The organism is Streptomyces sp. NPDC088810, assembly GCF_044750305.1.
GTDB lineage: Bacteria > Actinomycetota > Actinomycetes > Streptomycetales > Streptomycetaceae > Streptomyces.
On the sequence record NZ_JBIVJQ010000001.1, the window covers coordinates 22,959 to 48,096 of the forward strand.

At 72.5% G+C, this 25,138-nt stretch carries 15 protein-coding genes; 5 read left to right on the top strand and 10 right to left on the bottom strand.

Annotated features, from left to right (window positions below; translation table 11 throughout):
• Positions 1 to 417: 417 nt before the first annotated feature.
• Entirely contained in the window at positions 418 to 5,361 is a 4,944-nt protein-coding gene (locus ACIP4Y_RS00110) for an NAD-glutamate dehydrogenase (RefSeq protein WP_401385706.1), read from the top strand.
• A gap of 172 nt (positions 5,362 to 5,533) precedes the next feature.
• Positions 5,534 to 7,021, top strand: coding sequence for a hypothetical protein (locus ACIP4Y_RS00115; protein ID WP_401385708.1), 1,488 nt, complete (start codon positions 5,534 to 5,536; stop codon positions 7,019 to 7,021).
• A gap of 186 nt (positions 7,022 to 7,207) precedes the next feature.
• Here the strand turns inward: ACIP4Y_RS00115 and ACIP4Y_RS00120 are convergent, their stop codons facing one another.
• The 4 genes from ACIP4Y_RS00120 to ACIP4Y_RS00135 form a co-directional block, all read right to left on the bottom strand.
• Positions 7,208 to 8,872 (bottom strand): glycosyltransferase family 2 protein, encoded by a 1,665-nt coding sequence (locus ACIP4Y_RS00120; protein WP_401385710.1) that lies wholly within the window; start codon positions 8,870 to 8,872, stop codon positions 7,208 to 7,210.
• Positions 8,869 to 11,085: a CDP-glycerol glycerophosphotransferase family protein gene (locus tag ACIP4Y_RS00125; protein ID WP_401385712.1), complete on the bottom strand. Its 2,217-nt coding sequence runs from the start codon at positions 11,083 to 11,085 to the stop codon at positions 8,869 to 8,871. Before ACIP4Y_RS00125 ends, ACIP4Y_RS00120 begins: the two co-directional genes overlap by 4 nt.
• Before the next feature lie 102 nt (positions 11,086 to 11,187).
• Positions 11,188 to 12,129: an ABC transporter ATP-binding protein gene (locus ACIP4Y_RS00130; protein WP_401385714.1), complete on the bottom strand. Its 942-nt coding sequence runs from the start codon at positions 12,127 to 12,129 to the stop codon at positions 11,188 to 11,190.
• Positions 12,122 to 13,036: an ABC transporter permease gene (locus tag ACIP4Y_RS00135; RefSeq protein WP_401385716.1), complete on the bottom strand. Its 915-nt coding sequence runs from the start codon at positions 13,034 to 13,036 to the stop codon at positions 12,122 to 12,124. The genes ACIP4Y_RS00130 and ACIP4Y_RS00135 overlap by 8 nt, the downstream gene beginning before the upstream one ends.
• A gap of 204 nt (positions 13,037 to 13,240) precedes the next feature.
• Here ACIP4Y_RS00135 and ACIP4Y_RS00140 point away from each other — a divergent pair, with 204 nt between their 5' ends.
• The gene (locus ACIP4Y_RS00140; RefSeq protein WP_401385718.1) at positions 13,241 to 13,879 is read left to right on the top strand and encodes a TetR/AcrR family transcriptional regulator; all 639 of its coding nucleotides are present in this window, start codon (positions 13,241 to 13,243) and stop codon (positions 13,877 to 13,879) included.
• Positions 13,880 to 13,900: 21 nt separating this feature from the next.
• Here the strand turns inward: ACIP4Y_RS00140 and galE are convergent, their stop codons facing one another.
• The 3 genes from galE to ACIP4Y_RS00155 are packed head-to-tail and all read right to left on the bottom strand — an operon-like array spanning position 13,901 to position 17,889.
• The gene (gene galE / locus ACIP4Y_RS00145; protein WP_401385720.1) at positions 13,901 to 14,881 is read right to left on the bottom strand and encodes a UDP-glucose 4-epimerase GalE; all 981 of its coding nucleotides are present in this window, start codon (positions 14,879 to 14,881) and stop codon (positions 13,901 to 13,903) included.
• Positions 14,882 to 14,920: 39 nt separating this feature from the next.
• Positions 14,921 to 16,573 carry a glycosyltransferase family 2 protein gene (locus ACIP4Y_RS00150; RefSeq protein ID WP_401385722.1) on the bottom strand — a complete coding sequence of 551 codons (1,653 nt, stop codon included), beginning with the start codon at positions 16,571 to 16,573 and terminating at the stop codon, positions 14,921 to 14,923.
• Between the two features lie 44 nt (positions 16,574 to 16,617).
• Complete coding sequence (locus tag ACIP4Y_RS00155) at positions 16,618 to 17,889, bottom strand: glycosyltransferase 87 family protein (RefSeq protein WP_401385724.1); 1,272 nt, start codon at positions 17,887 to 17,889, stop codon at positions 16,618 to 16,620.
• 246 nt (positions 17,890 to 18,135) lie between these two features.
• On the opposite strand from ACIP4Y_RS00155, the gene ACIP4Y_RS00160 reads away from it, so the two are divergent.
• A complete protein-coding gene (locus ACIP4Y_RS00160) occupies positions 18,136 to 19,626 on the top strand; it encodes a hypothetical protein (protein WP_401388584.1) in 1,491 nt (496 codons plus the stop codon).
• Here the strand turns inward: ACIP4Y_RS00160 and ACIP4Y_RS00165 are convergent.
• Complete coding sequence (locus ACIP4Y_RS00165; RefSeq protein ID WP_401385726.1) at positions 19,574 to 20,065, bottom strand: MarR family winged helix-turn-helix transcriptional regulator; 492 nt, start codon at positions 20,063 to 20,065, stop codon at positions 19,574 to 19,576. The two genes, ACIP4Y_RS00160 and ACIP4Y_RS00165, sit on opposite strands and share 53 nt — an antisense overlap.
• Before the next feature lie 75 nt (positions 20,066 to 20,140).
• Here ACIP4Y_RS00165 and ACIP4Y_RS00170 point away from each other — a divergent pair, with 75 nt between their 5' ends.
• Complete coding sequence (locus ACIP4Y_RS00170) at positions 20,141 to 20,554, top strand: organic hydroperoxide resistance protein (RefSeq protein ID WP_401385728.1); 414 nt, start codon at positions 20,141 to 20,143, stop codon at positions 20,552 to 20,554.
• A 55-nt stretch (positions 20,555 to 20,609) separates the two neighbouring features.
• On the opposite strand, the gene ACIP4Y_RS00175 is transcribed toward ACIP4Y_RS00170, so the two are convergent.
• Entirely contained in the window at positions 20,610 to 22,811 is a 2,202-nt protein-coding gene (locus ACIP4Y_RS00175; RefSeq protein ID WP_401385729.1) for a CDP-glycerol glycerophosphotransferase family protein, read from the bottom strand.
• A gap of 7 nt (positions 22,812 to 22,818) precedes the next feature.
• Entirely contained in the window at positions 22,819 to 25,020 is a 2,202-nt protein-coding gene (locus ACIP4Y_RS00180) for a CDP-glycerol glycerophosphotransferase family protein (protein ID WP_401385731.1), read from the bottom strand.
• Between the last annotated feature and the right edge of the window lie 118 nt (positions 25,021 to 25,138).

Sequence of the window (25,138 nt, forward strand, 5' to 3'; positions counted from 1 at the left end):
ACGTCAAACTTCACCCCTTGGTTTTGTACACATACGGCTCATGACGGGCCCCGGGTAAGTGGCGATAGCCTTGTGGCGTGATCAGCGCGATAGCTCGCGGGGGCGATCCTGCTCCTGCCCTGCGCCCGGGTTGCACGGAACACCTCCGTGACCGGGCGGCGGTCGCTGGTCTTCGCGGGCGGGACGGGAGCGCGGACGCTCCCAGGACGCCGAGGACGCTCCGGGACACGGCGGTGCCGAGGGCAGCGTCACAGTCGACGGGCGTGCCGAGATTGGCCGAATACCCCCCGCTCATCTCACCTCGCGGCATAGCGTCGGATCGGACCGGAGACCCCGGGCCGTGGCGTCGAGCCGGAGGGAAAGAGACCGTACTTCCTTCTACGTCACGCAACGGCGCGCGACAGGAGCCAGAGGACAATGCAGACCAAGCTGGACGAAGCCAAGGCCGAGCTGCTCGAGAGGGCCGCACGGGTAGCTGAGAACAGCCCGGTCGGGGGGCACCTACCGACCGGGTCGACGAGCGAGGGCACCCCCGGCACCCCGGACAGCGAATCCGTGCTCGCGTTCCTCCAGCGCTACTACCTGCACACCGCCCCGGAAGACCTCGCCGACCGCGACCCGGTCGACGTCTTCGGCGCCGCGGTCTCGCACTACCGGCTCGCCGAGACCCGCCCCCAGGGCACCGCGAACGTCCGGGTGCACACCCCGACCGTGGAGGAGAACGGGTGGACCTGCAGCCACACCGTGGTGGAGGTCGTCACCGACGACATGCCCTTCCTCGTGGACTCGGTCACCAATGAGCTGACCCGGCAGGGGCGCGGCATCCACGTCGTCATCCACCCGCAGTTCGTGGTCCGGCGGGATCTGACCGGCAAGCTGATCGAGGTGCTGCCGACCCCGCCCGTGGGCGACCTCCCGCACGACGCGCACGTCGAGTCCTGGATCCACGTCGAGATCGACCGGGAGACCGACCGCGCCGACCTGAAGCAGATCTCCGCCGACCTGCTGCGCATCCTGTCCGACGTCCGCGAGGCCGTCGAGGACTGGGAGAAGATGCGGAGCACGTCGACCCGGCTCGCCGACGGCCTGGGGGACGAGCCCGCCCCCGGCGACCTGCCCGAGGCCGAGGTCGAGGAGGCCCGCGAGCTGCTGCGCTGGCTGGCCGACGACCACTTCACCTTCCTCGGCTACCGCGAGTACCAGCTGCGCGAGGACGACACGCTCGCCGCCGTGCCCGGCACCGGGCTCGGCATACTGCGTTCCGACCCGCACCACGCCCAGGAGGACCGGCACCCGGTCAGCCCCTCCTTCGAGCGGCTCCCGGCCGACGCCCGCGCCAAGGCCCGCGAGCACAAGCTGCTGGTGCTGACCAAGGCCAACAGCCGGGCCACCGTGCACCGGCCGTCGTACCTGGACTACATCGGCGTCAAGAGGTTCGACGCGGACGGCAACGTGGTCGGTGAGCGCCGCTTCCTCGGACTGTTCTCCTCGGCCGCGTACACCGAGTCCGTGCGCCGGGTCCCGGTGATCCGCCGCAAGGTCGACGAGGTGCTGCGCCGCGCCGGCTTCTCGCCCCACAGCCACGACGGCCGCGACCTGCTCCAGATCATGGAGACCTACCCGCGCGACGAGCTGTTCCAGACCCCGGTCGCCGAGCTGCAGTCCATCGTCACGAGCGTGCTCTACCTGCAGGAGCGCCGCCGGCTGCGGCTGTACCTGCGCCAGGACGAGTACGGCCGCTACTACTCGGCCCTCGTCTACCTCCCCCGCGACCGCTACACCACCGGCGTCCGCCTGCGGATCATCGACATCCTGAAGGAGGAGCTGGGCGGCACCAGCGTCGACTTCACCGCCTGGAACACCGAGTCGATCCTGTCCCGGCTGCACTTCGTCGTCCGGGTCCCGCAGGGCACCGAGCTGCCCGAGCTGTCGGACGCCGACAAGGAGCGCATCGAGGCCCGCCTGGTCGAGGCGGCCCGCTCCTGGGCCGACGCGTTCGCCGAGGCGCTGACCGCCGAGTGCGGCGAGGAGCGCGCGGCCGAGGTGCTGCGCCGCTACAACCACGCCTTCCCCGAGGGCTACAAGGCCGACCACAGCCCGCGTGCCGCGGTCGCCGACCTGGTGCACCTGGAGCAGCTGAGCGAGGACAAGGCCTTCTCGCTCAGCCTGTACGAGCCGGTGGGCGCCGCGCCCGACGAGCGCCGCTTCAAGATCTACCAGAAGGGCGGCACGGTCTCCCTCTCCAAGGTGCTGCCGGTGCTGAGCCGGCTCGGCGTCGAGGTCACGGACGAGCGGCCGTACGAGCTGCGCTGCGCGGACCGCACCACCGCCTGGATCTACGACTTCGGTCTGCGCATGCCGAAGACGCTCGGCGGCGGCAACGGCGACTACCTGGGCGACGACGCCCGCGAGCGCTTCCAGGACGCGTTCGCGGCGACCTGGACCGGCCAGGCCGAGAACGACGGCTTCAACGCGCTCGTGCTGAGCGCCGGGCTGACCTGGCGGCAGGCGATGGTGCTGCGCGCCTACGCCAAGTACCTGCGGCAGGCCGGCTCGACCTTCTCGCAGGACTACATGGAGGACACCCTCCGCAACAACGTCCACACCACCCGGCTCCTCGTCTCCCTGTTCGAGGCGCGGATGTCCCCGGACCGGCAGAAGGCCGGGCTGGAGATCACCGACGCCCTGCTGGAGGAGCTGGACGCGGCCCTGGAGCAGGTGGCCAGCCTGGACGAGGACCGCATCCTGCGCTCCTTCCTGACCGTCATCAAGGCGACCCTGCGCACGAACTTCTTCCAGGAGGCGCTCGGCGGCGTGCCGCACGACTACGTCTCCATGAAGTTCGACCCGCAGGCCATCCCGGACCTGCCCGCGCCGCGCCCGGCGTACGAGATCTGGGTGTACTCGCCGCGGGTGGAGGGCGTGCACCTGCGCTTCGGCAAGGTCGCGCGCGGTGGCCTGCGCTGGTCGGACCGGCGGGAGGACTTCCGCACCGAGATCCTGGGTCTGGTCAAGGCGCAGATGGTGAAGAACACCGTCATCGTGCCGGTCGGCGCCAAGGGCGGCTTCGTCGCCAAGCAGCTGCCCGACCCGAGCGTGGACCGCGACGCCTGGCTGGCCGAGGGCATCGCCAGCTACAAGACGTTCATCTCGGCGCTGCTGGACATCACCGACAACATGGTGGCCGGCGAGGTCGTGCCGCCGCAGGACGTGGTGCGGCACGACGGGGACGACACCTACCTGGTGGTGGCCGCCGACAAGGGCACCGCGACCTTCTCGGACATCGCCAACGAGGTCGCGAACACCTACAACTTCTGGCTCGGCGACGCCTTCGCCTCCGGCGGCTCGGCCGGCTACGACCACAAGGGCATGGGCATCACCGCGCGCGGCGCCTGGGAGTCCGTGAAGCGGCACTTCCGCGAGCTGGGCGTGGACACGCAGACCGAGGACTTCACGGTCGTCGGCATCGGTGACATGTCGGGTGACGTGTTCGGCAACGGCATGCTGCTCTCCGAGCACATCCGCCTGGTCGCCGCCTTCGACCACCGGCACATCTTCATCGACCCGCACCCGGACGCGGCCACCTCCTACGCCGAGCGCCGCCGCCTGTTCGAGCTGCCCCGTTCCAGCTGGGCCGACTACGACACCGAGCTGCTGTCGGCGGGCGGCGGGATCTTCCCGCGCACCGCCAAGGCGATCCCGCTCAACAGCCACATCCGCCAGGCCCTCGGCATCGAGGACAAGGTCGCCAAGATGACCCCGGCGGACCTGATGAAGGCCATCCTCAAGGCGCCGGTGGACCTGCTGTGGAACGGCGGCATCGGTACGTACGTGAAGTCGTCGGTGGAGTCGAACGCCGACGTCGGCGACAAGGCCAACGACGCGATCCGCGTCGACGGCAAGGACCTGCGGGTCAAGGTCGTCGGCGAGGGCGGCAACCTGGGCCTGACCCAGCTCGGCCGGATCGAGTTCGCCATGCTCGGCGGCAAGATCAACACCGATGCGATCGACAACAGCGCCGGTGTGGACACCTCCGACCACGAGGTGAACATCAAGATCCTGCTGAACGGCCTGGTCACGGACGGCGACATGACGGTCAAGCAGCGCAACAAGCTGCTCGCCGAGATGACCGACGAGGTCGGCGCGCTGGTCCTGCGCAACAACTACGCGCAGAACACCGCCCTGGCCAATGCCCTCTTGCAGGCCAAGGACATGCTCCACGCCCAGCAGCGGTTCATCCGCCACCTGGTGCGCGAGGGCCACCTGGACCGGGCGCTGGAGTTCCTGCCCACCGACCGGCAGATCCGCGAGCGCCTCGCCGGGGGCCAGGGCCTGAGCGGCCCGGAGACCGCCGTCGTGCTGGCGTACACGAAGATCACGGTGGCCGAGGAGCTGCTGCACACCTCGCTGCCGGACGACCCGTACCTGCGCGGTCTGCTGCACGCCTACTTCCCGACGGCGCTGCGCGAGCGGTTCGCCGAGGCGATCGACAACCACCCGCTGCGCCGTGAGATCACCACGACCGTGCTGGTCAACGACACGGTCAACACGGGCGGTACGACGTACCTGCACCGGCTGCGCGAGGAGACCGGGGCCTCCCTGGAGGAGATCGTCCGGGCCCAGACCGCGGCCCGCGCGATCTTCTGCCAGGCGCCGGTGTGGGACGCGGTAGAGGCCCTGGACAACAAGGTCGAAGCGGCCGTCCAGACCCGGATCCGGCTGCACTCGCGCCGCCTGGTCGAGCGCGGCACCCGCTGGCTGCTCAACAACCGGCCGCAGCCGCTGCAGCTCGCCGAGACGGTGGAGTTCTTCGCCGACCGGGTCGAGCGGGTCTGGCAGGAGCTGCCGAAGCTGCTGCGCGGCGCGGACCTGGAGTGGTACCAGCACGTGTACGACGAGCTGTCCGCGGCCGGCGTCCCGGACGAACTCGCCACCCGCGTGGCCGGGTTCTCCTCCGCCTTCCCGGCGCTCGACATCGTGTCGGTGGCCGACCGCATGGGCAAGGAGCCGCTGGACGTCGCCGAGATCTACTACGACCTCGCCGACCGGCTGAACATCACCCAGCTGATGGACCGCATCATCGAGCTGCCCCGCGCCGACCGCTGGCAGTCCATGGCCCGCGCCTCGATCCGCGAGGACCTGTACGCGGCCCACGCGGCGCTCACCGCGGACGTCCTGGCCGTCGGAAACGGCACCTCGACGCCCGAGCAGCGCTTCAAGGCCTGGGAGCAGAAGAACGCGGCGATCCTGAGCCGCGCCCGCACCACGCTGGACGAGATCCGCAGCTCCGACTCCTTCGACCTCGCCAACCTGTCGGTGGCGATGCGGACGATGCGGACGCTGCTGCGCACGCACTCGTAGGCGTACGACACGACAGGCGCCCCCGGCCGTGCACCGGGGGCGCCTTCGCGTTCTCACGGGCTTCTTGCCGACCCCTCGCCGGAAACCTGCGGTGAATTTACCTTTTCCTGCTCTTCGCGGGGCTTCGGATAGGGTCGGCGGTGTGCACACCGCGCCGACAGACACCGAACCGGTGAGCCCTACGGCATCGCCGAGCGGCTCCGCGTCGCGCGTCGGCCGGACGCTCCCGCAGCTCGCCGCCGCGCTGGTCGTGGTGCTGCTGCTCCTGGTCGTCGTCCGCCTGCCGTGGGCGGGCGACCTCGGCATGCACGCGGCCACCGTCCAACGCCTGCGGCACAGCCTGCTGCACCCCGGCAACCCGCTGGTCGACGCCGACACGCCGAGCCCGTACTACTCGCCGTGGATGCTGCTGCTCGGCGTCGTCGCCAAGTCGACGGGCCTGTCCGTCTTCGTGGTGCTGCGGCTGGCCGCACTCGCCGGGCTGGCGCTGCTGGTGACCGGGGTCCTGCGGTACGTCCGCACGCTCAGCGCCCATCGCGCCGCTCCCGCCCTGGCCCTGCTGAGCATGCTGCTGCTCTGGGGGCCGGTGCTGTTCAACTGGAGCGGCTTCCTCGGGCTGAACTCCCTTGCATTGACGGTGTCGTACCCCAGCGTGTTCGCGCTCGGGCTCAGCTTCCACTTCTGGGCCTGGCTGACGCGGGCGGTGCGCTCGGAGTCCGCGTGGGGGGTGGGGCTGGGCCTGGGGGTGTTGTGGGCGCTGATCCTGCTGTGCCATCAGTTCACCGGGGTCGTGGCGTCCCTGGGCGGGCTGGCCATGGTGCTCGCGGGGAAGCCGGCGCGGGGGATGCTGCTGCGGTTCGGTGCCGGGCTGGCTCTGGGGCTGCTGGTGCTGTGGCTCTGGCCGTACTACGACTTCTTCGCGCTGTTCTCCGCCGGCGCGGACCTGGAGGCCATCCACCGGCCGCTCTACCAGGACCTGGCCGGGCGGTTCGGGCTCGTGCTGCTCGGGGTGGCGGCGCTGGGCCTGCGCTGGCGGCGGGACCACCGGGACCCGCTGGTCCTCTTCTTCCTCCTCGGCGCGCTGGTGTTCGCGGCGGGGGGTCTGACCGGGCACTACTCCTGGGGCCGTGCCCTGCCTGCCGCGCTCGTCCCGGCACAGCTCGCGGCCGCGCTGGAGGTGGTGTCGGCGGGGCGGCGGGCCGTGCGGCGGGCGTGGGCGTGTGTGCTGCTCGCCGCGCTGGCGGTGGGGGCGTGGACGCAGGCCGGGACGCTCGGATACGTGGTGGACCGGGAGGCGCTTCCTCGGGTGGTCGCCGAGAAGTACCGGACGCCGTGGGTGGGTTACCAGTGGATCATGCGGGCCGGGGTGAAGTACGGGGATGTGGTGATGGCTCGGACGTTCCCGGCTCGGCAGATCCCCGCGTACGGGCCGTACACCGTGGCGCCGGGGTATCCGGACGTGTTCCTTCCGGACGCGGGGCGTCGGGAGGCGGCGGTGGAGCGGTACTTCTCTGCGGGGACGGGGGCTGCGGAACGGCGGAGGATCCTGCGGCAGTACGGGGTGCGGTGGGTCGTCGGAGGTACGTCGGCGAACGCACCGTGGCTCCGCAAGGTGGCCGTGGGGCCAGGCCACCAGACCCTGTACCGAGTGCTCCCCTGAGCCGTACGGGGGTTGGGCCGCTCACCGGCGCTCGGCGGGTGCCGCCTGCGCCCACCCGTGCCGCCCCCAGCGGCACGACTGCCCGCAGACTGCGGCGCCCCTGAGGGGCGCGGGGAACTGCGCGAGCAGCCCCGACGGAGCCGCAGCCCGCGGGCAGGTGCCGCAACGGCGCTTGGGCGCCCCGGCCTACCTCAATACGCTCGCGGCCAGGCGGGCGGCGTTCCGCAGGCGGGGGTGGGCCAGGCGGTGGAGCAACGGGCGGGTCACGTGGGCTGTGACGCCGACGGGAGTCCAGCGGAGCTGCAGGCGGCCGGGGTTGCGGGTTTCCGGTTCCATCGTGAGGTCGTGGGGGGCCGTGCCCGAGTGGTAGGGGATGCGGACGGTGCGCGGCGGGAAGTCCAGCGGGGCGAGGAGCAGGGCCGAGTTGGACAGGCCCTGCTGGTCCAGGCGGACCAGGGGGTGCCGTAGGCCGGCGAAGCCGTGGAGCGGCACCGGCGCGGCGGCCAGGTCGAGGCGGACCGTGCCCTCGAAGACACCGGGGCGCACCGGGTCCAGGCGGAAGGGCACCGTCATGCGGCGTCTGCCGGGAGTCAGGAGCAGCGACGCGCGCTGGGGCCCGACGGGCAGCCGCAGACCGGGGTCGTAGGTGCGGATCGCGAGGGTGAGGGACGCGCCGGGACCGGGCGTCAGCTCCGTGATCTCGTGGCGGAACTGGGCGGTGGGGAACGGCCGGGTGTCCAGCTCCAGCTCGGAGACGTCGAGTTCGCGGCGGGCGCGGTCGGTCGACGGGACGCTGTCGCCCCAGTAGGGAACGCCGTCGGAGCCGGTCGTCACCTGCCGCGGCGCCACCGCGTGGCCCAGCCCGCGCGCCGCCAGCCGCACCTCGTCCAGGCGGCCGGCGCGCAGCAGCTCCAGCACCACCCGCTCGGCGCGGGGCAGCCGGGCGTACGCGTCGGGGGAGAGCGTGTCCAGGTAGGGGGTCATGAGGTCCGCGAAGGACGCCAGCCACTCCTCGTCCCGGTACGGCAGGTCGCCCGCGTACATCCGGAAGTCGTGCTTGAGGAACTTGAAGTCCTTGTCCTGCCGCAGCCCCGCGTGCCCGCTGCTCACCAGGAAGTCGTCGATCAGCCGCTGGACATGGACCCGGTCGCGGACGTTGGAGATCTTGTGCCGCTGGTTGGAGATGGAGGCGGAGGCCGCGGCGGCGAACGGCTCGATGTACCAGACGTACACCGGGTCCGGGATGATCGTGAACGCCTTCGCCAGGCAGTACGCCTGCGCCGAGAACAGCTGGTCCTCGTAGTGGATGCCCTCGGGGAAGCGGAGCTGGTGGCGGTCGAGGAAGGCGCGGGCGTACATCTTGCTGGTCGACAGGTGCTCGAAGAGGAGCCGGGGGTCCTGCTCGATGCCCTCCACCGTGCGGCGTTCGGCGACCAGGTGCGGCATCCACGTCGTGCGCCGGCCGTTGTCCACGCGGACCCGGCGGACCGCGCCCATGGCGAAGTCCACCTCCCGCTCGCGGTGCGCGGCGAGCAGCAGCTCGACCGCGCGCGGCGGGAGTTCGTCGTCGCTGTCGAGGAACATCAGGTACGGCGCCCGAGCGATCTCGATGGCCCGGTTGCGCGGCGCACTGCACCCGCCGCTGTTCTCCGGCAGGCGGATGTAGCGGATCCGGTGGTCCTGGGCCGCCAGTTCCCTGGCCACCGCGGGCGTGTCGTCCGTCGAGTGGTCGTCGCTGATGACGATCTCGATGTTCGCGTGGGTCTGGGCGCGCAGCGAGGCGACCGCGCGGGGGAGGCGGGCCGCGTCGTTGAAGACGATGACCGTGACCGTGACGTCGGGGTGGGTCATGCCGTGGCCTCCTCGGGCGTCGGGGCGGGGGTGCGGTCCTCCAGGGGGAGCACCGGTGGCAGCGCGTCCTCCGGTTCGCCGAGGAACACCCGGCGTACGACGCGTTCGGCGGCGCGTCCGTCGTCGTACTCGCAGAACCGGCGCCGGAACGCGGCCCGCGCCTTGGCCGCGCTGTCGTCGCGCCAGGCGCCGGAGACGAAGATCTCCGCGAGTTCCTCCTGGGTGCGGGCGACCTGGCCGGGGTGTTCGGCCATCAGGTCGAAGTAGACGCCCCGGGTGGTCCGGTACGTCTCCCAGTCGTCGGCGTAGATCACGATCGGGCGGTCCAGGTTGGCGTAGTCGAACATGATCGAGGAGTAGTCCGTGACCAGCGCGTCGGCGGCCAGGCAGAGTTCCTCGACCGGGTCGTAGGAGGAGACGTCGATGATCCGGCCGGAGCGGCGCAGGCCGGTCAGCGGGGAGGCGGCGCCGCCGTAGAAGTAGTGGGCGCGCACCAGCAGGACGGTGTTCTCGCCGAGGCGGTCGGCGAGGGCGGCGAGGTCGAGGCGCGGGGTGAAGCCGGCCTCGTAGTCGCGGTGGGTGGGGGCGTAGAGGACGGCGGTCCTCCCGGGCGCGATGCCGAGGCGGTCGCGGGCGGCGCGGACGTCGGCCGCGGTGGCCCTGTAGAACACGTCGTTGCGCGGATAGCCGTAGTCCAGGGACGTGTAGCGGGACGGGTAGGCGCGCTCCCACATGCGGGTGGAGTGGCTGTTGGCGCTGACGCTGTAGTCCCACTTGTCGATGCGGGCCAGCAGGGCGGCGAAGTCCAGGCCCTTGGCGGCGGCCGGGTGGTCCATCTGGTCCAGGCCCATGCGCTTGAGCGGGGTGCCGTGGTGGGTCTGGACGTGGATCGCGTCCGGGCGTTTGACCACCGCGTTCGGGAAGTTGACATTGTTCGTCAGGTACTTGGCGGTGGCCAGGGTCTCCCAGTAGCGGCGGGTGCCGGGGACCACGTGGTCGGTGCCGGGCGGCAGCAGGGCCGCGTTCTCCTTGTTCACCACCCACACCGGGTGGATGTGCGGGGCGAGTTCGGCGAGCTTCGCGGCGATCGCGGCCGGGTTGCAGGACACCCCGCGGTCCCAGTAGGCGGCGAACACGGCGAGGTCGGGGTTCACCGGGCGGCTCAGAGCGCGCTGGTACTGGTGGTCGCGGACCTTGGCGCCCAGCCGCCGCTTGCGGGTCCGGACGGCCTTGCGGGCGGCGCGGCGGGTCCGGTTGGCCGTCTGGAACGCGCGGTACTTGCTGTAGGCGCCCTCCTCCAGCAGCCCGTGCCGTACGCCCTCCAGGCCCGCCGGGCGCCGGTGGCCCTCGGGGCGCCAGCGGACGGCGGCCAGGGAGGCGCGGCGGAAGAACTCGCGGGCCACCGGGTCGGGCAGGTCCTCGCGGGCGAAGGTGCGCACGAGGTCGCGCACCATCAGGTCGTACAGCACCGTGCGGGGGGCGCGGCGGTCCTTGGTGAGCGCGAGCAGGGACTCGTAGTGGTCGATGAGCCTCAGCCGGTCCTCGGGGGCGCGCGGCGGCAGGCTCTCGGGGCGCAGCACGCGGCGCTCGTACGCCGTCTGGTTCAGGCAGGCGACGCGGCCGGCGAGCAGCAGGGCCGCGTGGGCGGCGCGCGGCTCGTCCTCGGTGTTCAGCTGCTCCTCGTGGGCCTGCCAGAAGGTGGCGCGCAGGGCGCGGTTGCCGAGCAGCGGGGTGAGCCGCAGCAGGTCGGCGGCCTCGTCCAGGGGCAGGCCCGCGCGGCCGACGGCGGCGAGGTGGCGGCCGTCCCGGGAGGGGCGGGCGGCGGTCTGCCAGGTGGTGGTGACGTGGTCGAAGAGGAGGACGTCCACGGGGGTGTCCGGCGCCGGGCTCGCGGCGTCCAGTTCGGCGGTGCGCTCGGCGATCAGGCGGGGCGCGCCGGCCGGCAGGCCGTCCTCGGTGTGCACGAAGTGCAGCCAGCGGCCGGTGGCGCGGGCGGCGCCGGCCGCCCGCGCCACCGTGTCACCGGTGCCGTCCGGCAGCGGGACGACGATCGTCTCGGGGGCGTGGGCCTCGGCCGTCTCCCGCGCCCACGCGCCGACCGCGGCGACGATCACCTCGGCGTCGGTGAGGGGGTGGGCTTCCAGGGAGCCGAGCAGCTCGGTCAGATGCCCCTGTGCGTTCGGCCCGTAGACGATCACACTCAGCTGGGGCATCGCAGTGGACTCCTTCGGCTTGATGTCTCCGGGCGCAACCCTTCATAACATACTGTCACTAAGCGGATGAAAGGGATGACTGCGCTCGGCGTAAGAGAGGGCTCAGGAAGGAAGAGGCAGTTTCGGCGCGTCCGGTTGCGATGTGCCCGCTTTCGTGCCGCCCGATTTCGTGTCCTTCACTTCCCCTTTCGGGTCGGTCGCCTTCGGTTCCGGTTTCTTCTGCTCCGGTGTCTTCGCCACAGGCTTCCCGGGGGCCGGCTTCTTGTCGCCGGTGAAGGCCTCGTACTCCTTCATGACCTCTTCGGTCGGACCGTCCATGCGCAGTTCGCCGCGCTCCAGCCACAGCACCCGCTCGCAGGTGTCGCGGATCGACTTGTTGTTGTGGCTGACCAGGAAGACCGTGCCCGCGTGCTGCCGCAGCTCGCGGATCCGCGCCTCGGAGCGCTTCTGGAAGGAGCGGTCGCCGGTGGCCAGCGCCTCGTCGATCAGCAGGACGTCGTGGTCCTTGGCGGCGGCGATGGAGAAGCGGAGCCGGGCGGCCATGCCGGAGGAGTACGTGCGCATCGGCAGGGTGATGAAGTCGCCCTTCTCGTTGATCCCGGAGAAGTCGACGATGTCCTGGTAGCGCTCCTTGATCTGCTCCCGGGACATGCCCATGGCGAGACCGCCGAGGTGGATGTTCCGCTCGCCCGTGAGGTCGTTCATCAGCGCCGCGTTGACGCCCAGCAGGGAGGGCTGGCCGTCGGTGAAGATGTGCCCGCTCTCCACCGGGAGGAGCCCGGCGACCGCCTTGAGCAGGGTGGACTTGCCGGAGCCGTTGGTGCCGATGAGCCCGATCGCCTCGCCCCGGTAGGCGACGAACGACACCTTCTTCACCGCGTGCACCCGGCGTACGCCGGCCGCCTTCTCGGTCTGCTTGCGGCGCAGGATGCGGTTGAGGGCGGCGGTGGCGGACCCGCGGCCGGCGCCGGTGCCGTTGACCCGGTAGACGATGTCGACGTCGTCCGCGACGACGGTGGGGATCTTCTCGCTGTGCTCAGCCACGGCCGTACGTCTCCTCAGCCTTCCAGAAGTAGATGAAGCCGCCGATGCCGGCGAGCAGGGCCCAGCCGGTGGCCGCCGCCCAGACGTGCGGGGGCAGGGACTTGGCGTGGAAGCTGTCGATCAGCGCGAACCGCATGAGGTCGATGTAGACCGCGGCCGGGTTGAGCTCCAGCAGGACGGTGACGATGTGCGGCAGGTCGTCCTTCCTGGCCAGCTTGTCGATGCTCCACATCACGCCGGACACGTACATCCACGTGCGCAGCACGAACGGCATCAGCTGCGCGATGTCCGGGGTCTTGGCGCCCATCCGGGCCACGATCATCGACACCCCGGCGTTGAACGTGAACTGCAGCACGAGCGCCGGGAGCGCCAGCACCCAGGAGGCGGCGACCGGCACGCCGAAGCAGAGCAGGATGACGACCAGGGCGGCCATCGAGAACAGCAGCTGCTGGAGCTGCTGGAGCGCGAAGGAGATCGGCAGGGCGGCACGCGGGAAGTGCAGGGCGCGGACCAGGCCGAGGTTGCCGGAGATCGCACGGGTGCCCGCCATGATCGAGCTCTGTGTGAACGTCCAGATGAACACGCCCGTGACCAGGAACGGGACGTAGTCCGGGACGTTGTGCTTGGTGCCGAGCAGCACGCCGAAGATGAAGTAGTAGACCGCCGCGTTCAGCAGCGGGGTCATGACCTGCCAGATCTGGCCGAGCTTCGCCTGGCTGTACTGCGCGGTCAGCTTGGCGGTGGCGAAGGCGCTGATGAAGTGGCGGCGGGCCCACAGCTGGCGGACGTACTCCGGCAGGGAGGGGCGGGCGCCGCTGACCGACAGGCCGTGCCGGGCCGCCAGCGCCGCGAGGTCGTCGTCGGCCGGGGCCTGGGTCGGGGGCGGTGTGTGGAGGACCTGGCTCACATCCGCTGCTTTCGCTCGGGGGAGGGGCTGCTGCGTCCGACTTTCGCCGGGATCGCCGCGTTCGTTCCCGTCGTCCGGCGTGTCCTTACGCTTCTCTTCACGTTCTCTTACGTCGGGACGGGACCGTATCGTCGTAACGCGAGCGTAGGGCCAATCGACGTCGGAACGCAACCGTTTCGTCGTGACGCCCCTATGCTGTGCGGTATGACGACGAACGCCGCCGAGCCCGCCGACGAGCCGCCGGCGCGTGCGCGCCGCCGGGCGCCCGCCGGGGCGGCCGTGCTCCGGAAGGACGTGACCGAGGCCATCCGGGCGGCCGTCTTCGAGGAACTGGCGGCCGTCGGCTACGCGCGCATGTCCATCGAGGGGATCGCCCGGCGGGCCGGTGTCGGCAAGACGGCGGTGTACCGGCGGTGGCGTTCGAAACTGCATCTGGTGCTGGACGTGGTGTCGGCGCTGGCGGTGACCGGGTTCCCGGTGCCGGACACCGGGTCCCTGGAGGGTGACCTGCGGCTTCTGTACGAGGTCACGTCCCGCGCGCTGCGGCACCCGGTGGCGTCGCAGATCATTCCCGACCTCCAGGCCGAGGCGGCCCGCAATCCCGACCTCGCGGAGGCCTTCCAGAAGGCGCTGCGGGACGGGCAGGAGGGGGTGGCCAGCCGGATCGTGGCGGCGGCGGAGGCGCGGGGGGAGCTGTCGGCAGGGCTCGATCCCGAGCTGGCTCTGGACCTGATCTCCGGGCCGCTGTACTGGCGCGCGGTGGTGATCCGCTCGCCCAAGCCGCCCAAGGGGTACCTGGAGAAGCTGGCCCGGGCCACGGCGGGGGCGCTCAAGGCGCTGTGAGGGCCCTCCTCAGCGCGTCGCCTACGACCGGGCCGCCTCCGGATGGACCCGCACCCAGCCCTCCCACGCCGAGGTGATCATGTCCTGGACGTCGTACTTGGCCTGCCAGCCGAGTTCCGTGGCGATGCGGGTGGCCGAGGCGACCACGCGGGCGGGGTCGCCGGGGCGGCGCGGGGTGACCGTCGGGGGGCGGTTGTAGCCGGTGACCGCGTTGATGCGGTCGATCATCTCGCGCACCGACACGCCCTCACCGCGGCCGATGTTGAGGGTCAGGTCGGTGCCGGGCGCGGAGCGCAGCGCGCGGGCGACGGTCACATGGGCCTCGGCCAGGTCGGCCACGTGGATGTAGTCACGGACGCACGTGCCGTCGGGCGTCGGATAGTCGTCACCGAAGATCCGCGGCGCCGCGCCCTCCGTGAGCCGCTCGAACACCATCGGGATCAGGTTGTACACACCGGTGTCCGCCAGCTCGGGACCGGCCGCGCCCGCCACGTTGAAGTAGCGGAGCGCCGCCGTGGCCATGCCGGCCGCCCGGCCCGCGGCCCGGACGAGCCACTCGCCGGCCAGCTTCGTCTCGCCGTACGGGGAGAGCGGCCGGCAGGGGGTCTCCTCGGTCACCAGGCCGACGTCGGGCATGCCGTAGACGGCCGCCGAGGAGGAGAACAGGAAGGACGGGATCTGCGCCGCCGTCACCGCCTCCAGCAGCACGCGCAGGCCCTCGACGTTCTCCCGGTAGTAGTGCAGCGGGCGCTCCACCGACTCGGCCACCTGCTTCTTCGCCGCGAGATGGACGACCCCGGTGACCTCGTGCTCGGCGAGGGCGCGGGCCAGCCGGTCCGCGTCCAGGACCGAGCCGCGCACCAGCGGGACCTCGGCCGGCACGCGCGCGGCGACCCCCGTGGACAGGTCGTCGTAGACGACCGCGCGCTCGCCCGCTTCGGTCATCGCCCGTACGACGTGCGCCCCGATGTATCCGGCGCCGCCGGTGATCAGCCAGGTCATTACGGCCATCCCCTCGTCAGCTCGTCGGTCGGCCCGTGTTCAGTGAAGCAGGCGGCGGAGCCGGCCGCGGACCACCCGTAGCACTCCGCCCAGCCCGGTCGCCACCCGCAGGGCCAGTGCGCCGGAGTGCGTGGCGTACGGCTGGACCAGGAGCACGCCGTGCACGGCGCTCGGGACGGCGCGCCGGCGCAGCCTGCCGGCGCCTGTGACGGCGTGCGCCGTCATCTCCCGCTGCGTGCCGTCCGCGAAGCGCACGGTCAGGCGCAGGTCCCAGGTGCCCGAGCCGAGCCGCGCCAGGTCGACGGGCACCTCGGCCGTCCAGGTGTCCGCGCCGGAGGGCGTGAGCGCCACCGTCGTGCGTCCGCGCGTGCCGTCGTCCTCGCGCGCCTGCCAGTCCAGCTCCACCTCGCGCGGGTCCGCCTCGGCCACCCTGCCGTACAGCTCGTGCAGCCGCAGGCGCAGCAGCGACGCACGCGCGCGGGGGTGCAGTTCCGCGTCCACGGCGAGCGGCAGCCCGGCGACGGGCCGGGTCAGGAAGGGGGCCAGGGAGACCTGGGGGAGGCCGGCGGACCAGACCGGGGTCCCGTCGGGAGTGCGGGCGTACGGCGGGAGCAGGCGCGCCGGGCGGGCGGCGAACTCCCGCAGCCGGGGCAGGTCGCGTGGCTCGGGCGACTCCAGCAGGACCCGGGCGATCAGGCGGCCGGGGGCGCCGGGGTCCCGTTCCCAGTCGGCCGCGTCGTAGCGCGCGAGGTACTCCCGGGTCTGCTCCCACCACGCACGCCGGTAGTGCTCGTCGCGCAACCCCAGCTCGCGCACGTACATGCGCACTTCGTGGTCGAGGAACTTGGCGCGCGCCGCCCGCGCCAGCTCCTTCTGCCCGGCGCCCAGCAGGATGTCGTACGCCAGCGTGGACGCCTCCAGGCGCGCGGTCCAGTTCTCGATGCGCCCCCGGTCCAGCGAGAGCGACAGCCGCTCGGCCGACCGGCGGACCTGCCAGACGTACACCCGGTCCGGTACGAGCGCGATGCGCGGGCTCGCGGCCAGCACCCGCGCGACGAAGACGAAGTCCTCGTAGAGGAAGCGGCCCTCGGGGAAGCGGATGCCGTGGGTGCGCAGGAAGTCGGTGCGGTACAGCTTGTTGACGCACAGCGTGTCGTGGACCAGGCGGGGGTGCTGGGCGGGGCGCGCGAGGACGGCGGGAGCCGTGTAGAGGGGGGCCTGCCAGGGTTGTTCGCGCCCCGAGGGCAGCTCCCGGCGCACGCACAGTCCGCTCGCCACCTCGGCGCGCGCCTCCGTGGCCGCCGCCAGCAGCGCGTCCACCGCGCCGGGCGGCAGCACGTCGTCGCTGTCCAGGAACATCACGTACGGCGCGGTCGCCGCGTCGACCCCGGCGTTGCGCGGACTGCCGCAGCCGCCGCTGTTCACCGCCCGGCGCACCACCCGCAGCCGCGGTTCGCCGGCCGCCAGCCGGGCGAGCAGCTCGTCACTGCCGTCGGTGGAGCAGTCGTCGACGGCGATCACCTCGGCGACCGCGGGCCCCTGCGCGAGCGCCGAGCGCACGGCATCACCCACATGGGCGCGGTCGTTGTAGCCGATCACGACGACGGCGACCTGGGGCGCCGGCGTCGATGATGATGCCGGTCCTGGCGCCGGGGCCGGCGCCGGGCGGGGGTGTCGCGATTCTGGATGCATGGGGTCCACGGGCCGGAAGCGTAAGAATATTCGGTAATACCCCGTTAAGAGAGGCTTAGTGCTCGCTCCGGAAGACGGTCGGAACCGGGTCGGGGTTGCGTCGGCGGCACGTTCTTTCCGGACGGCGGCCGCGCGGCCCGCCACAACCGCACGAAAGAGAGCACGGCGGCGGCCGTCAGCACCCCGTTGCGGGCCAGCATCAGCAGGCAACCGGCCCAGGTGCCGCCGACCACCTCACGGTAGAACATCGGGTACGCCAGGGTGCTGAGCGCGGACGCCGCCAGGACCAGCACCGCCACCAGCCGCTGGCTGGTGTGCCGCGAGGTCAGGCACACGGCGGCCAGCCCGATGAGCCAGATCATGTACTGCGGGCTGATGACCCGGCTGGTGACCGTGAACAGCAGCACCGCGCTCAGTGCCGCGTCGAACGGCGTGGCCTCGGTCCAGTGCCGCGCCCGCACCCGCCACAGCACCAGCAGCCCGAAGGAGACCGCCGTCAGCGCGAGGGAGGCGGTGGCGACGGCCTGCACGTGCGGGCCGACGATCTCGATCGCCCCGTACCGGTAGCGGGTCAGGCCCGGCCAGCCGGCGTGCCGGGCAAGGTTGAGCGCCGTACCGCCGAGCGACTCGATCTGCACGCCCCGGCCGCCCTGCTCCCGCAGGAACGACAGGGGGTGGGTGAAGCGGGCCGCGAGCAGGGCGAGGCACGAGAGACCGGCCCACCCCGCCCACGCCCACGCCGTGCGCGTCGGCCGGCCCCGGGGCGTGCCCAGCAGCACCAGCGCCGGCCACACCTTCACCAGCGCGCCCAGCGCCCCGAATACGCCGCCCGCGCGCGGGGAGCGTGCCGAGGCCAGCAGGGAGAACATGGCCAGGGCGGTGACCTGGACGTCGTACCGGGCGAGCGGCAGGTGCAGCAGCAGCGGCAGGCCGCCGGTCCACAGGGCCGCGCCCAGCAGGCTGCGCCCGGGCCGGGTGCCCGCGCGGAGCAGCGCCGCCAGGGTCAGCGCGTCCACGGCCAGCGTGACCCCCACGAACGCCTCGAAGTACGTCAGGCCCGGCAGCAGGCCCGGCGCCAGCAGCACCGCGCCGGCGCCCGGCGGGTACTGCCACAGCGTGTCGTGCACCGGGAAGGAGCCGTGCGTGAGGACGCCGTACCAGTGGAAGTACAGCCGCCACACCTCGCGGCTCACCGAACCGCCGCCCAGCAGCCGGGCGCCGCCGTGGGTGAGCAGCCACAGCATCAGGGCACGGGTGGCGAGCCAGAGGGCGGTGAGGGTGAGGACCGGGCCGGGGGTGACGCGGAGACGGTTCATCACATGGGAGCCTAAGCGGTGCGGATGGGGTATCCCCGCTGATACGCCGTCAAGAACCGCAAATATTGGCTAATCGTAAGAGATCGGGCCATGGTGAACGTCGGGCTTCCTGCGAAACCCCAGTCGCGTGGGGCGGCTGTGACCACTGGCGTACCGACGGGTGCAACGAGTCACCCACCGTACCGGGCACCGGTGTCCCCGGCGGGGCTGCACCGGGCCGCCGTCGTGGTCCTGCCCGCGCTGGTGATGCTCGCGCTCGGCCTCTGGGGACTCGACCGGGGCGGCATGTGGCGCGACGAGGCGGTCAGTTACCAGGTCGGGCGCCGTACCGTGCCGCAGATCTGGCGGCTGCTGCACGACGTGGACGCGGTGCACGGCCTGTACTACCTCCTGCTGCACGCCGTGCTCGCCGTCCACCCCGGCGAGGTCGTCCTGCGGCTGCCGTCGCTGTGCGCGGCGGCCGGCACGGCGGGTCTGGTGGCCGCGCTCGGCATGCGGCTGGTCCGGCCGCGGGTCGGGCTGTGGGCCGGACTGCTGTACGCCGTCACGCCGATGGCCGGTCACTTCGCCCAGGAGGGTCGCTCCTACGCGATCGTCGCGGCCGGCGCCACCGGCGCGACGCTGCTGTTCGTCCGGGCCGTGCAAGGCGGCTCCTGGTGGCCCTACGGCGCCGTCCTCGGACTCACCTGCTGGCTGCACGAGTTCGCGGTGCTGCTGCTCCTCGCCCACGCGGTGTCGCTGGCGCTGGCCCGGGCCGGGGGGCGGGTGTGGCGGGGGTGGGGGTGTACGGCGGCGGCGGTGGTGCTCGCGCTGCTCCCGATGGTGGCGGTGTCGCAGGCGCAGGCGGCGCAGCTGGCGTGGCTGCGGGCGCCTGCGGCGGACACTGCGGAAAGGTTGCTGCGGGAGTTCCTGGGGCCGACGGACGAGGTGTTCTGGGTGTGCCTCGGGCTGGGGGTCGCGGGGCTGGCGGGATGGGCGGGGCGGCGGGGGGAGGTCACGTGTGCGGCGGTGGCGTTGCCGGTGGTGGTGGTGCCGCCGGTGGTGCTGATGCTGGCGTCGCAGTGGTCGCCGCTCTATGTCGATCGGTACGTGCTGTACGCGCTCTCCGGGGCGCCGTTGCTGGTGGCCTGCGGGGCCGAGCGGGTGGCGGGGGCAGTGGGGCGCGTGTGCGCCGCTGGTCGCCTGAAAGGCGACCCTCTGTCGCAGCCGTCCTACGTCACCCTCACCGGCGTTCTCGCCGTCGCCCTCTCCCTCCTCCACCAGCTCCCCCTGCTCCAGAAGGACCGGGCACCCGGTCATCGGCCGGACGACCTCGGCGCGATCTCCCGGGCGGCGGGGCGAAACGTACCGCCCGGAGAACCCGTGCTGTTCCTTCCCGGCGCGATGCGGAACGTGGCGCTCACGTATCCGGGGGCCTTCCGCGGGACGCGGGACGTGGCGCTGGTGGCGGGGGCCGCCGCGTCCGGGACGCTGTACGGGCGGGAGGCAGGGCCGGAGGAGGTGCGCCGGAGGCTGGCGCGGCTGGACCGGGTGTGGGTCGTCGCGGACGGGCGGCTGCTCGCCGGCCGGCGGGCGCCGCGCAACCCCGTCGAGCGGGCGAAGGCGACCGTGCTCGGGCAGCAGTTCGTGGCCCGTCGGGAAGCCGTGCGGGGCGGGGTGACCGTACGGCTCTACGTCCGCCCGCTCAGCGGACTGCCCGCGCCTCCGCCTCCGCCGCCGCGTCCAGAGCGGTGGTGAGCTGGTCCAGCCGGGCGCGCAGGTCGACGATCTCGGACAGGTCGAAACCGGTCGCCGACATGATCCTGCGGGGCACCTCCAGGGCCCGTTCGCGCAGTGCCGTGCCCTCCCCGGTGAGCTGGACCAGGACCGAGCGCTCGTCCTCGGCGCTGCGCTCGCGCCGCACCAGACCGGCCGCCTCCAGCCGCTTGACCAGCGGGGACAGTGTGCCCGAGTCGAGCCGCAGCTGTTCGCCGAGCTTCTTGACCGGCAGCTCTCCCTGTTCCCACAGCACCAGCATCACCAGGTACTGCGGGTAGGTGAGCCCGAGGTCCTTCAGGATCACGCGGTAGACGCCGTTGAAGGCACGGGACGCGGCGTGCAGGGAGAAGCAGATCTGCCGGTCCAGGCGCAGCCAGTCCATGTCGTTCATGGCTCCAGGATAGCTCTTGCACCCCATTTAGTTGTGCACAACTTAATTGTGTGCTCTACTTGTGGTCACAACGAACCGCCACACCCCAGAGGGATGGTCTTCATGGACGCGCTCTACACCGCTGTCGCCACCGCCACCCACGGCCGTGAGGGCCGTGCCGTCTCCTCCGACGGCAAGATCGACCTGGCCCTGGCCATGCCGGTGGAGCTGGGCGGCAACGGCCAGGGCACCAACCCGGAGCAGCTCTTCGCCGCTGGGTACGCCGCCTGCTTCGGCAGCGCCCTCGGCCTCGTCGGCCGCCAGGCCAAGGTCGACGTCAGCGACGCCGCCGTGACCGCCGAGGTCGGCATAGGCAAGCAGGGCGAGGGCTTCGGGCTGAAGGTCACCCTGCGCATCGAGCTGCCCGACACCCTGGACGAGGAGACCGGCCGCAAGCTGGTCGAGACCGCCCACCAGGTCTGCCCGTACTCCAACGCCACCCGCGGCAACATCGACGTCGACCTGATCGTCGAGTAACGCCGAGCGCGTCCGAGGGGCCGGTCCCGGTCGGGGCCGGCCCCTCGCGCACGGGTCACGCCGAGGTCAGCGCGTCCGGGGCAGCCGCCTGGCCCGGGATGCGCACCGGCTGCCCGGGCGCCGGCTCGCCCAGCAGCAGCGTCCGGACCACCCGTTCGGCGGCCCGCCCGTCGTCGTACTCGCAGAACCGGGCCCGGAAGTCCGCGCGCAGCCGCGCCGACTCCTCGTCCCGCCAGGAGCCCGAGGCGAACAGCCAGGCCAGCTCGCGGTACGAGGTGGACACATGGCCCGGCGGCTCGGCGGTGATGTCGAGATAGGTGCCCCGGCTCGCCCGGTACGCGGGCCAGTCGTCGGCGTGCACCACGATCGGCCGGTCCAGGACGGCGTAGTCGAACATGACGGACGAGTAGTCGGTGACCAGCACGTCCGCCGCGAGCAGCACGTCCGCCGCCCGGGGCTCGTCGGTCGCGTCCACCACGATCCGGCGCCGGGCCAGCTCCGCCAGGCCCATGCCCCGCGCGGGACCGGTCGCCAGCGACGGATGCAGCCGGACCACCAGCGTGTGGCCCTCGCCGAGGTCCGCCGCGAACCGGGCCAGGTCGATCCGGTCCACGTGGCCGCCCCGGCGGTAGTCCCGGCGGGTCGGCGCGTACAGCACGACCGTGTGGTCCGCCGGGATGCCGTGCCGCTCCCGGAAGTCACCGGGCCCGCCGTTCACCAGCACGTCGTTGCGCGGGCTGCCGGTGCGCACCGACGTGAAGTGGCAGGGGTAGGCCCGCTCCCACACCAGCTCGGAGTGGCGGTTGGCGACGAGGCTGTAGTCCCAGCGGTCGGCCCGGCGCAGCATCTGCGGCACGTCGAAGCCGAGCCGGGCACCCGGCTTGTCGAGCAGGTCGGCGCCCACGTACTTGAGCGGGGTGCCCTGATGGGTGTGGACGTGCACACTGCCGGGGCGTTTGACCAGGGAGCCGGGCCAGTTGACGTCGTTGACGAAGAACTTCGCGCGCGCGGTCACCTCCAGGTACCGCCGCGATCCGACGATCACGTGCTCCACGTCGGGCGGCAGCTGCGCGGCCGTCTCCGCGTCCCGCACCACCCACACCCCGCGCAGCTGCGGGGCGATCTCGCGGGCCGCCGCGTGGACGGCCGCCGGGTCGCCGAGCAGGCCCCGGTGCGAGGACGCCGAGTAGACCACGAGGTGCTCGTCCAGCGGACGGTGCGCGTGCACGGCCGCCCAGCCGGCGCGGGCCCGGCCGGCGGCCGCGTGGCGCACCCGCTCCGCTTGCCGGGCCGCCTCCCGCCCGGCCCGCGCCGCCTGCCGCTTCAGCCGGTACCCGGTCCAGGACCCCTCCAGCACGGCGACCTCGCCGTCCACCGGGGCGCCCGCGGGCCGGTGCCGGCGGAACATCTCCGCCGTACGCCGGAAGAACTCGGCCTTGTCGGCGGGCGGCAACCGGTCCGGCTTGGCGAGGATGTCCAGGCAGTGCTCGCCCATCTTGCGGTGCAGGTAGGGCCGCCACTGCGCCAGCTCCGGCCGCTCGGCCACGAAGGCGAAGACCCGCTCGTACTGGTCGTGGATGTCGAAGTGCTTGCGGCTGGTGGTGGACAGGATGTTGCCCTGCCGGCGCTGCCGGTAGTTCAGGCAGATCCGGTCCAGGGCGGCGATCCGGCGGGCGCTCAGCATGACCGGGAACGTCCAGGGCGTGTCCTCGTAGTAGCCCGGCGGGAACTCGAAGCCGTTCTCCGTGACGAACTCCCGCCGGTACACCTTGTTCCAGACCACCATCAGCAGGTCGAGGATCTGCGGGTACTCCGAGACGGCGAAGATGCCGGGGGCCTCGGCCAGGACGTGCGCGAGGACGTTGCGCCGGGTGCCGCCCCACCAGTAGGTGCGCGCGTAGTCGAAGACGAGCACGTCCGGGTCGTCGGCCTCGGCGAGCCGGTCGGCGACGGCCCGCAGCGCGCCCGGGGTGAGGGTGTCGTCGCTGTCCAGGAAGAACAGGTAGTCGCCGGTGGCGTGCGGGAGACCCGCGTTGCGGGCCCGGCCGAGGCCCACGTTCTCCGGCAGGTGCAGCACCTTCACGCGCGGGTCGCGCTCGGCGTACTCGTCCAGGATCGCGCCGCAGCCGTCCGGGGAGCGGTCGTCCACGGCGATCAGCTCGAAGTCGCCGAAGGACTGCCCGAGCACCGAGTCCAGGCACTCGCGCAGAAAGCCCTGCACCTTGAAACAGGGCACGATCAGACTGAAGCGGGGCACGGCGGGATCAGCTCCTCACGAGGGTCGCGGCGGCGGGGGCGGGGATGCGTTCCGCGAGCGGGATCACCGGCGGGAGCGCCTCCGGCGGCTCGCCGAGCAGCACCCGCCGGACCACCCGCTCGGCGGCCCGCCCGTCGTCGAACTGGCAGAACCGCTCCCGGAACGCGGCCCTGAGCGCCCGGGCCTCCGGGCCGGCGTACGAGCCGTCGCGGAAGACGGCGGCCAGTTCCTCCGGGGTGCGGGCGACCCGTCCCGGCGGCTCGGCCATCAGGTCGAAGTAGACGCCCCGCGTCTCCCGGTACACGTCCCAGTCGTCGGCGTACACGACGATCGGCCGGTCCAGGTTGGCGTAGTCGAACATGATGGACGAGTAGTCGGTGACCAGCGCGTCCGCGGCCAGGCACACGTCCTCGGAGGAGCGGTGCGCGGTGACGTCGATGATCCGCTCCGAGTTCCGGGAGCGGCCCCGGTCGTAGAAGTAGTGGGCCCGCAGCAGGACGACGACGTCCTCGCCGGCCGCCGCGCAGAACGCCTCCAGGTCCAGGCCGGGCTCGAAGCCGGTGTGGTGGTCGCGGTGGGTCGGCGCGTACAGCACGGCCGTGCTGCCCTCCGGGACGCCGAGTTCGCGCCGGATCCGGGCCACGTCGCTCGCGGTCGCCGTGTAGTAGACGTCGTTGCGCGGATAGCCGTACTCCAGGTGCTCGTACGAGCCCGGGAAGGCGCGCTCCCACATCTGGGTGGAGTGGCGGTTGGACGACAGGTTGAAGTCCCAGCGGTCGACCCGGCCCAGCAGCTTGGTGAAGCTGCCGGACTGCGCGGCCACCACCGGGTACGTCGACTGGTCCACGCCCATCGTCTTCAGCGGGGTGCCGTGCTGGGTCTGCAGGTGCACACTGCCCGGCCGCTTGACCACGCCCTCGGCGAAGTTCGCATTGTTGACCAGGTACTTCGCGCGGGCCAGCACCTCCCAGTAGCGCCGGGAGCCGATCACCGCGTACTCGACGTCCTGCGGTACGGCGTGTTCCTGGCCGGCCTCGACGAGGAACACCGAGCGGAGGTGTGGGGCGAGTTCGCGGGCCTTGGCGTGGATCGCGGCCGGGTTGCAGGCGTAGCCGCGGCCCCAGTAGGCGCAGTACACGGCGAGGCCGGTGTCGAGCGGGCGGCGCAGGTCACGGAGGTAGCGCAGCCGGGTGCGCAGCGGGCGCGGGCGCGGCAGCCGGCCGACGGCGCCGTCGGCCGCCCGGTTGGCGCCCCGCAGGGCACGGAACGCGGTGTACGCGCCCGCCGCCAGCAGCCGGTGCTGGACCCCCAGGCTGCCACCCGGCACCCGGTGCCCGGCCGGCCGGTGCCGCCGGTAGAGCCGGGCCGCGCGACGGAAGAACGCCCGGTGCCCGGAGGGCAGCCGCTCCGGCCGGGACGCCGTCTTCAGCACCACGGAGAACAGCTGGTCGAACAGCGGCCCGGTCCGCTCGGCCGGCAGGCCGCTGTCGGCCGCCCGCGTCAGCACCTGCTCGACCTGGTCCAGCAGGGTGTGCTGGTGCGGTCCGGGCAGATTGAGCCGGCTGCCCTGCCGGCGCAGCCGGTGCCGTACGACGACCTGGCGCAGCACCGCGATCCGCCCGGCGGCGACGGTCACCAGCCCGCCCCAGCCGAGGTCGGTGAAGTGGCCGTCGGGAAAGGCGAGTTCCCGCTCGGAGAGGAAGTCGCGGCGGTAGACGGCGCTCCACGCCGGCAGCTGCACGCCGGTCAGCGCGGGCCGCTCGGCGGGGGCGAAGGCGCCCTTCGGGGCCCCCGCGAGCAGCGGCGCGGCCGGGTTCGCCGGCTCGCCCTCCCACCAGGGGACGCGCTCGTGCTCGGTGTACAGCACGTCCACGCCGGCGGTCTCGGTGAGCCGGGCGTCCAGCGCGGCCAGCGCGCCCGGCAGCAGCAGGTCGTCGCCGTCCAGGAACAGCAGATAGGTGCCGGTCGCCGCCCGCATCCCGGTGTTGCGCGCCCCGCTCAGCCCGGCGGACGGCGGCGAGTGGACGGGGGTCACCCGGGAGTCCCGCTCGGCGTACCCGGCGGCGACCTCGGCGGCCGGAGCGTCGGGGGCGTCGCAGACCGGGATCAGCTGGAGGTCGCCGAAGGACTGGCCGAGGACCGAGTCCAGCGCCTGGGACAGCCGGCCGGCGACCCCGTGGGACGGGACGATGATGCTGAAGCGGGGCATTCTGTTCTTTCTGTCGTCTTGCGGACGCGGCCGGGCCGTCCCGCCGGGCGCCAGGTGGACGGCCGGCTCGGGGCGGGCCGCGTCGAGCCGAGGGGCATGGGAACTCCCGGAAGGACCA

Excerpts from the sequence above, each read along its gene's own strand:
- ACIP4Y_RS00110 (WP_401385706.1), top strand. The coding sequence starts at position 418 with ATGCAGACCAAGCTGGACGAAGCCAAGGCCGAGCTGCTCGAGAGGGCC.
- ACIP4Y_RS00120 (WP_401385710.1), bottom strand. The coding sequence starts at position 8,872 with ATGACCCACCCCGACGTCACGGTCACGGTCATCGTCTTCAACGACGCG.
- ACIP4Y_RS00125 (WP_401385712.1), bottom strand. The coding sequence starts at position 11,085 with ATGCCCCAGCTGAGTGTGATCGTCTACGGGCCGAACGCACAGGGGCAT.
- ACIP4Y_RS00140 (WP_401385718.1), top strand. The coding sequence starts at position 13,241 with ATGACGACGAACGCCGCCGAGCCCGCCGACGAGCCGCCGGCGCGTGCG.
- galE (WP_401385720.1), bottom strand. The coding sequence starts at position 14,881 with ATGACCTGGCTGATCACCGGCGGCGCCGGATACATCGGGGCGCACGTC.
- ACIP4Y_RS00150 (WP_401385722.1), bottom strand. The coding sequence starts at position 16,573 with ATGCATCCAGAATCGCGACACCCCCGCCCGGCGCCGGCCCCGGCGCCA.
- ACIP4Y_RS00155 (WP_401385724.1), bottom strand. The coding sequence starts at position 17,889 with ATGAACCGTCTCCGCGTCACCCCCGGCCCGGTCCTCACCCTCACCGCC.
- ACIP4Y_RS00160 (WP_401388584.1), top strand. The coding sequence starts at position 18,136 with ATGCTCGCGCTCGGCCTCTGGGGACTCGACCGGGGCGGCATGTGGCGC.
- ACIP4Y_RS00165 (WP_401385726.1), bottom strand. The coding sequence starts at position 20,065 with ATGGGGTGCAAGAGCTATCCTGGAGCCATGAACGACATGGACTGGCTG.
- ACIP4Y_RS00170 (WP_401385728.1), top strand. The coding sequence starts at position 20,141 with ATGGACGCGCTCTACACCGCTGTCGCCACCGCCACCCACGGCCGTGAG.
- ACIP4Y_RS00180 (WP_401385731.1), bottom strand. The coding sequence starts at position 25,020 with ATGCCCCGCTTCAGCATCATCGTCCCGTCCCACGGGGTCGCCGGCCGG.